Genomic DNA, 7,726 nt, shown 5'->3' with positions numbered 1-7,726 from the left:
TCCTTGGAGTATCGCTTGAGCCCACGCAGGATGAGGCAAGAAGGCTGACCAAAAGGTTACAGATAGTCCACCGTGCTCGCGTAATGTGCTTGAGCAGCGAACCGGCAGGTTATGCGGCGTCTCCACCAGGACCTCGATGAAGACGCGCTGGGCCGCCCATTTGCAGGCATTGTCGACGAGATTGCCGACCATCTCCTCCAGATCCTGGCGCTCGCCGCGAAATTTTGCCGACGGATCGGCCTTGGCTTCGACCACGATGCCGCGATCGCGATGGATCTTCTCCATGGTCCGCCGCAGCGCCTCGATGGCAGGCGCCACCTCCGTCACGGTCGCGACCACGGAGACCCGCGCGGCGATGCGCGCGCGCTCCAGATGGTGGGCGACCTGGTCGCGCATCACATCCGCCTGCTCCATCACCTTGGCCGCGAAGGGATCGGCGACGTGGGCGCCGGCCTCGTTGACGATGACCGAGAGCGGCGTCTTGATCGCATGGGCGAGATTGCCGACATGGGTGCGCGCGCGCTCCACGATCTCGCGATTGGCATCGATCAGGGCGTTGGTCTCGCGCGCCAATGGCGCGATCTCGACCGGGAATTCGCCCTCGAGCCGCTCCGCCCGCCCGGAGCGGATGTCGGCGATGGATTCGGAGATGCGTTTGAGCGGCGCCAGGCCGAAACGGACCTGGAATACGGTCGTCAGCAGCAGCACGATGCCGAGCGCCGTGAAGGTGCCGCCGAGATAATAGTCGAAGCTGCGCGTCTCGTCGAAAATCTCGGTGTCGTCGCCGGCGACGCTGACCAGAAACTTGCCGTCGGCGCCGAGATCGACGGGACGTTCGACCATGCGCAAATTCTGTCCCTCGGGCCCGTCGACATAAGCGAGCCGAATGCCGGCGGCGGTGAGCTCGGTGCCCTGCTCCTCCAGCTTTGGCAGCTTCTTGTCCCAGAGCGAGCGCGAGGAGCGCACTTCCGGCTTTTCGGTGTCGGTCCGCGTGATTTGCCAATACCAGCCCGACAGCGGCAGCTCGAACAGGGGCTCGCCAAGCGATTGGAACTGACGGTCCGGCGGCTCGTCGGGGGTCGCGACCTCGGCGATGAGGGTGCGGAGATAGAGATTGAGCCGGCGGTCGAAGGCGCGCTCGGTGGCGCTCTTGTAGACCGACGACAGCACCACGCCGGTGATGGCCAGGATTACCACGAGCCAGGCGGTCGCCGAGAGGAACAGGCGGTTCGCAAGCGAACTAGCGCGCATCGGAATGATCCCGGGAGGCGCAGGATGGCGGGGCGTCAGAGCTCATGTCCGGACCAAGGCCCCTGTCGGGCTGCCCGTCAAGCCCGAACGCGTCAGGCGGCCGGCGGGGTCAGGAGATAGCCGAGGCCGCGGACGGTCTGGATGATGTCGACGTCGAGCTTCTTGCGGATGCGGCCGACGAAGACTTCGATGGTGTTGGAGTCGCGGTCGAAATCCTGGTCGTAGAGGTGCTCGACCAGCTCGGTGCGCGAGACCACGCGCCCGGAATGGTGCATCAGGTAGGCCAGAAGCCGATATTCGTGCGAGGTCATCTTGATCGGATTGCCGGAGACGCTGACCCGGCCGGTCCGGGTGTCGAGGGTAACAGGGCCGCAGCTGAGTTCGCTCTGGGCATGGCCGGTCGAGCGGCGCAGCAGCGCGCGGATGCGCGCCAGCACCTCCTCGAGGTGGAACGGTTTGGGGACATAGTCGTCGGCGCCGGCGTCGAAGCCCTGCACCTTGTCGCTCCAGCGGTCGCGCGCGGTGAGGATCAGGACCGGCATGGTACGGCCATTGCGGCGCCAGGCCTCCAGCACCGAGATGCCGTCCTTCTTCGGCAGGCCGATGTCGAGCACGACGGCATCATACGGCTCGTTGTCGCCGAGATAATGCCCCTCCTCGCCGTCGAAGGCGCGATCGACGACATAGCCGGCGTCCGTCAGCGCCTTGGTGAGCTGGCGATTGAGATCGGGGTCGTCCTCAACAACGAGCAGGCGCACGCTTCTCTCCAGACATAGGCCGCATCAACACTGCACCAGATGAGCAATTCCGGCGTGAACCCAATATGAACGCCGGGAACCGGCCGCGTTACTTTTTGGTCATATACGATGAGTCTGCAGCCAACGCGACTGCGCCCGCCCTGCGACCGGACGAGCCGGCAGCAGGGCGGGCGCAATGTGCCGCATACCGCGGCGCGCCGGAAGGTCCGCCCTTCCCGTGAATTCAGCCGTCAGGTCCGGAAGAACACGAACCAGACGACGGCGAGGATCAGGATCGCAAGTCCGGTCGAGATGGCGAGCAGCGCCGCCACCGAAGGCCCAGGCTCGCCCTGACGCGCCTCGGTCGGAGTTTCCACGATCTGATGCTGCTCTCGCGTGGTTGCCATGATGACCTCAATCTCTGGATGTCGCTTTCGATAGCCACGACCTCCTCGCAGCCGATGTCCGAAGCCAACGCGTGATTGGATATGATGTTCCGGCTTTTGCGCTCGGATCGGGGCAGCGGCAGCAGGCCCGGCGGCCGGTTAACGCAGTTGCAAGATTCAGCAACCGACCTTGCTTTGATTCGTTGTTCCCCGATGGTATCCTAGTCGTCTGTCCCTGTTGCGTTTGGAGTAGCCCATGGCCCCCCGCGCCAATTGGAAGGGTTTTCTGCGTCTGTCGCTCGTGACCTGTCCGGTCGCGCTCTATCCGGCCACTTCGGATACTGAGAAGGTCTCCTTCAACCAGATCAACCGCAAGACCGGCCACCGGATCAAGTACCTCAAGGTCGACGCCGAGACCGGTGACGAGGTGACCTCCGAGGACATCGTCAAGGGCTACAAGGTCGACACCGACACCTATATCGAGGTCACCAAGGACGAGCTCGACGACATCGCGCTCGATTCCACCCACACGATCGACATCGACGAGTTCGTACCGAAGGCCGACATCGACAATCGCTATCTGATCCGCCCCTATTATCTCGTGCCGGACGGCAAGGTCGGCCACGACGCCTATGCCGTGATCCGCGAGACCATCCGCAGCATGGACAAGGTCGCGATCGGCCGCGTGGTGCTGACCAACCGCGAGCACATCATCGCGCTCGAGCCGCTCGAGAGCGGGCTGATGGGCACGCTGCTGCGCTATCCCTACGAGGTCCGCAGCGAGCAGGAATATTTCGACGACATCCAGGACGTGAAGCTGACCAGGGACATGCTCGACCTCGCAAAACACATCGTCGAGAAGAAGTCCGGTGCGTTCGAGCCCGAGCTGTTCGAGGACCATTACGAGACCGCCCTGATCGATCTGATCAACAAGAAGCGCAGCGGGATGCCGATCGCAGCCAAGGTCACGCCAAAGAGCGGCGGCAACGTCATCAATTTGATGGACGCGCTGAAGAAGAGCATCGCGAACGAAAAGGACGCAGCGCCCGCGGCGAAGGTGGCCAAGGAGACCGCCAAGGACACCAGCAAGGCAAAGAAGCCGAAGAAGCGCGTCGAGGGCCAGCGCGAGATGCTGCTGCCGATATCAGGCAAAGGCGGCAAGGACGCTGCGGCGAAGACGGCGAAGGAGGCCCCGAAGAAGGCCGCCGACAAGCCAGTGCGTGCGCCGGCGCGGGCGAAGAAGGCAGGCTGACAGCATCGCATCTGCAATCACGCCGTGATGTCACTCCTCGCGGATCGGGCGGCCTGACATGCCCTGGTCGACGGCGTTCGACGATCCCGTTCGCGTGGACAACAAACGCGAGCTGCTCACGCTTCAACAGGCGGCGGACTACATCATGCACCTGCCCGAGGACGCCCAGCACGAGGCACACTGGCAGACCGCCATCGAGACCTTGATCAAGGCCGCCGAGACGGGCGGCGGCTGGATGATGTTCGCCCGCATCGCCATGTTGCGCGCGCTGAACGCGGGTGGCCGGCGCGGATGAGCGACGGCCGGAAAACAGCCTCAACAATCCGTTAAGCGGCACCCCTCCCCGGTGCGGCGAGCGGCTCCTGGCGCGCTTCACCGCCCCTGCCGGCGAGGGTCCGCCGATTTGAATCCATTTGGACGCACCGATGGAACCTTAATTTAATGGATGCCGTCGTATGAGCGGAGGCGCGCTCGCCCGGGCTTAATTCTTTTGGCGCGCATAAAGACTTATTCGATCTATTTACGAGTCCGACGACGACGCGACCATACGTTGGATCGGATGAACAGGAGTTGGCAATGCGTTTGCTTAGGTCGTTCCTTGCCGATGAGAATGCAGCAACCGCGATCGAGTACGGCCTGATTGCCGCGGGGATCGCGCTCGCGATCGTCACCATCGTGAACAGCACGGGCGGCGCACTGCTCAACAACAAGTTCAATTCGATCGACGCCGCCGTGAAGTAACCGGCCGACCCGGCCGGATGCCCCCATCCGGCATCAGCGACATCGCCATCGCGCGCAGGCCTGCCGGTCGCGCCGGCCATGATCTGGGTCAACAGCACTGGCATCGCGACAGCTAAGCATGGAGGCCGAGTTTCCTCCCTGCCGGCCTGTCCATGCATCCAGACCTCCCGCACTCCCAGCTGGAAATCCGCCGCATCCGGCTCGACACCGGCCGCGAGAACGTCGTCGTCGTCTCCAGGCAGTCCAAGGCGCTGCGCGCCGAGATCTTCCGCGGCTTCAGCCGCGTCGAGCTTCGCCAGGGCGACTAGGTCCTGCTGGCGACGTTGCTGATCACGGACGACGATACGCTGGTGGCGCAGGACGAGATCGGTCTCTCCGAACCCGCGTTCCGGCGCTTTGCGCAGGCCGCCGGCACGCTGGTCACGGTCAGGCCCGCCGCGCCTCCGGAGAGCCTGGAGGCGGTGCGCGCCAAGATCCACGGGCGAACGCTGAGCCAGGCGGAGATCGGCGCGATCATCACCGACCTCGCGCATTATCGCTACTCCGACATGGAGATCGCAGCCTTCCTGATCGGTACGGCGAGCTTCATCACAAACCCGAACTTCTGTAAATTCGAATATTTTTGCGAAGGGCCCTCGACCCAGCGCTGGCGTGTTTTGCCCGTCGGGCAACACAGCGCTTAGTAGGCAGCATCGGCCGAGCCGCAGCGAAACACGGCTGCGTGAACTGCCGTTTCGCCCTGGCTTCCCGAAAATCAAGCGGCTCTCAAGAAAACCAGGAGCCCGTCCGAAGGCTTCAGCCAAGCTGGAACTGCCATCCGGGCCTACAGACGAGATCGTCTGCCGTTCGCCCCGGCATCGCGAAAAGCGTCACGATCCCGCCGCACGGCCTATTTCGATCACGTCAAGCGAGAAGCACACATGGCTGTCACAGCGAATTTTTCCGCCGGAATCCTCACCGTCCTGGGCAACGGCCACAACAACGCGGTTACGTTGGGCCGCAATGCAGCCGGGACGATCGTCGTCAACGGCGGCGCGGTCGCGGTCAAAGGCGGCCCCGCCACGGTCGTCAACACCAAGTTGATCCAGGCCTTCGGCCAGGACGGCAACGACATCATCACGATCGACGAGAGCAACGGCGCGATGCCTGCGGCGAACCTGTTCGGCGGCGCCGGCAACGATGGGCTGACTGGCGGATCCGGCGGCGACATGCTGTTCGGCCAGTCCGGCAACGACACGCTGCTCGGCAAGGGCGGCAACGACCTGCTGTTCGGTGGCTCCGGCAACGACGTGCTCATCGGCGGCGACGGCAGCGACCAGATGTTCGGCGAGGCCGGCAACGACCGCATGATCTGGAATCCCGGCGACGACAGCGACCTGATGGAAGGCGGCGAAGGCATCGACACCGCCGAGGTGAACGGCGGCAATGGCGGCGAGACCTTCGCCATCACGGCCAATGGCTCGCGCGTGCGCTTCGACCGCGCCGATCCGGCACCGTTCTTCCTGGACATCGGCACCACCGAGAACCTCGTGCTCAACGCCAGGGGTGGCGACGACGTCATCAGCGCCGCCGGCAATCTCGCTGCGCTGATCACGCTGACGATCGACGGCGGGACCGGCAACGACACAATCCTCGGCGGCAATGGCGCGGACCACCTGCTGGGCGGCGAGGGCAACGATTTCATCGACGGCAACCAGGGCAACGACACCGCCCTGCTGGGCGCCGGCAACGACACCTTTCAGTGGGACCCGGGCGACGGCAGCGACAAGGTCGACGGACAGGCCGGAACCGACACATTGCTGTTCAACGGCTCGAACATCGGCGAGGACATCACCCTGTCCGCCGCCAGTGGCGGACGCACGCAGCTCGCCCGCAATGTCGGCGCCATCACGATGGACCTCGACAGCATCGAAACCATCACCATCAATGCGCGCGGCGGTAGCGACAACATCGTCGTCAACAATCTGGCCGGAACCGATGTCAGGCAGGTCAATATAGATCTCGGATCAGCCGGCGCCGGCGACGGTGCGGCCGACACGGTGACGCTGGTGGGCACGAACGGCGCCAACGCGATTGAGGTGTCCGGCTCGGGCACCTCGGTTGCGGTCGCGGGACTGCCCGCCGCTGTCGTCATCACCAATGCGGAAGGCGCGAACGATGCGCTCCTCGTCGAAGGCCTCGGCGGCAACGACACGATCTCGGCGGCCGCGCTGGCGGCCGGACTCGTGCACCTGACGATCGACGGCGGCGCCGGCAACGATAGTATCCTCGGCAGCGGTGGCAGCGACACGCTGATCGGCGGCGACGGCAATGATTTCATCGACGGCAACCAGGGCAACGACACCGCCCTGCTGGGCGCCGGCAACGATATCTTCGAGTGGAATCCCGGCGACGGCAGCGACACCGTCGAGGGCGGCGCCGGCGTCGACACACTGCGGTTTTTCGGCGCCAGCATTGCCGAGACCATGTCCGTCGTGGCGAACGGAGATCGCGCGCTGTTGACGCGCGATGTCGCCAACATCACGATGGACCTGCACGGCGTCGAGCACGTCGATATCCATGCGCTGGGCGGCGCCGACCATATCAACGTGGGCGATCTGACCGGGACCGACGTGACGCGGGTGAACATCGACCTCGGCGGTTCGACCGGAACGCCCGACGGCGCCGTGGATAGCGTTTCGGCCGATGCCACCCAGGGAGCCGACACGTTCGGCGTCAGTGGCAATGCCGGCGGCGTGACCGTGTTCGGCCTGCATGCGGCCACCCACCTGACCTCCATGGACGGGGCCGATCAGCTGACGCTCAATGGCCTCGGCGGCGACGACGTCATCGACGCCAGCGGGCTTGCTGGCGGCGTGCTGCAACTGACGATCAACGGCGGAACCGGCAACGACACCATCCGCGGCAGTCAGGGCGACGACCTCATCAACGGCGGCGACGGCAACGACGTCGCGCTGATGGGCGCGGGCAACGACACGTTCGTCTGGAATCCGGGCGACGACAACGACACGATCGAGGGCCAGGCCGGCAGCGACACCCTGCTGTTCAACGGCGCCAATATCGCCGAAACCATCAACATCTTCGCGAGCGGCGCGCGCGCCGAGCTGACGCGAGACGTCGCCGCCATCACGATGGACACGCACGGCGTCGAGACGATCGCGTTCAATGCCCGCGGCGGCGCCGACAAGATCATCGTCGGTGACATGAGCGGCACCGACGTGACGCAGGTGAAAATCGATCTCGGCGCCGTCCCCGGCACCGCGGGCGGCGACGGCGCGGCCGACAACATCACAATCGACGGCACCGGCGGCGACGACGTCATCACGCTGTCGCTCAACAGCCACGGCGCGCTCGTGATC

8 protein-coding genes and 1 pseudogene are annotated in these 7,726 nt (G+C 64.9%); 6 read left to right on the top strand and 3 right to left on the bottom strand.

Features of this window, described 5'->3' with window-relative positions:
- From MOV75_RS20090 to MOV75_RS20080, 3 genes are all read right to left on the bottom strand, one after another.
- Nucleotides 1-1,251 (bottom strand): HAMP domain-containing sensor histidine kinase (locus tag MOV75_RS20090; protein ID WP_247006457.1); only part of this gene is annotated, 1,251 nt, incomplete at its 3' end.
- Nucleotides 1,252-1,343: 92 nt separating this feature from the next.
- Nucleotides 1,344-2,009: a response regulator transcription factor gene (locus MOV75_RS20085; protein WP_246928945.1), complete on the bottom strand. Its 666-nt coding sequence runs from the start codon at nucleotides 2,007-2,009 to the stop codon at nucleotides 1,344-1,346.
- A gap of 230 nt (nucleotides 2,010-2,239) precedes the next feature.
- Nucleotides 2,240-2,395 carry a hypothetical protein gene (locus MOV75_RS20080; protein ID WP_167406553.1) on the bottom strand — a complete coding sequence of 52 codons (156 nt, stop codon included), beginning with the start codon at nucleotides 2,393-2,395 and terminating at the stop codon, nucleotides 2,240-2,242.
- Nucleotides 2,396-2,630: 235 nt separating this feature from the next.
- On the opposite strand from MOV75_RS20080, the gene MOV75_RS20075 reads away from it, so the two are divergent.
- The 6 genes and pseudogenes from MOV75_RS20075 to MOV75_RS20050 form a co-directional block, all read left to right on the top strand.
- Nucleotides 2,631-3,626: a Ku protein gene (locus MOV75_RS20075; protein ID WP_246928948.1), complete on the top strand. Its 996-nt coding sequence runs from the start codon at nucleotides 2,631-2,633 to the stop codon at nucleotides 3,624-3,626.
- A gap of 58 nt (nucleotides 3,627-3,684) precedes the next feature.
- Complete coding sequence (locus tag MOV75_RS20070; protein WP_246928956.1) at nucleotides 3,685-3,921, top strand: hypothetical protein; 237 nt, start codon at nucleotides 3,685-3,687, stop codon at nucleotides 3,919-3,921.
- Nucleotides 3,922-4,202: 281 nt separating this feature from the next.
- Nucleotides 4,203-4,367 (top strand): Flp family type IVb pilin, encoded by a 165-nt coding sequence (locus tag MOV75_RS20065; protein WP_246928962.1) that lies wholly within the window; start codon nucleotides 4,203-4,205, stop codon nucleotides 4,365-4,367.
- Between the two features lie 152 nt (nucleotides 4,368-4,519).
- Entirely contained in the window at nucleotides 4,520-4,675 is a 156-nt protein-coding gene (locus tag MOV75_RS20060) for a hypothetical protein (protein ID WP_246928964.1), read from the top strand.
- A gap of 3 nt (nucleotides 4,676-4,678) precedes the next feature.
- Nucleotides 4,679-4,939, top strand: a pseudogene (locus MOV75_RS20055) (thymidine phosphorylase); the annotation flags it as partial.
- 348 nt (nucleotides 4,940-5,287) lie between these two features.
- On the top strand, nucleotides 5,288-7,726 hold a 2,439-nt coding region (locus MOV75_RS20050), incomplete at its 3' end, for a calcium-binding protein (protein WP_247006455.1).

It is taken from the genome of Bradyrhizobium sp. PRIMUS42 (assembly GCF_023006515.1).
Classification (GTDB): domain Bacteria; phylum Pseudomonadota; class Alphaproteobacteria; order Rhizobiales; family Xanthobacteraceae; genus Bradyrhizobium.
The sequence above is the reverse complement of the archived record's forward strand: the minus strand, read 5'-3'. Positions and strand labels throughout refer to the sequence as shown.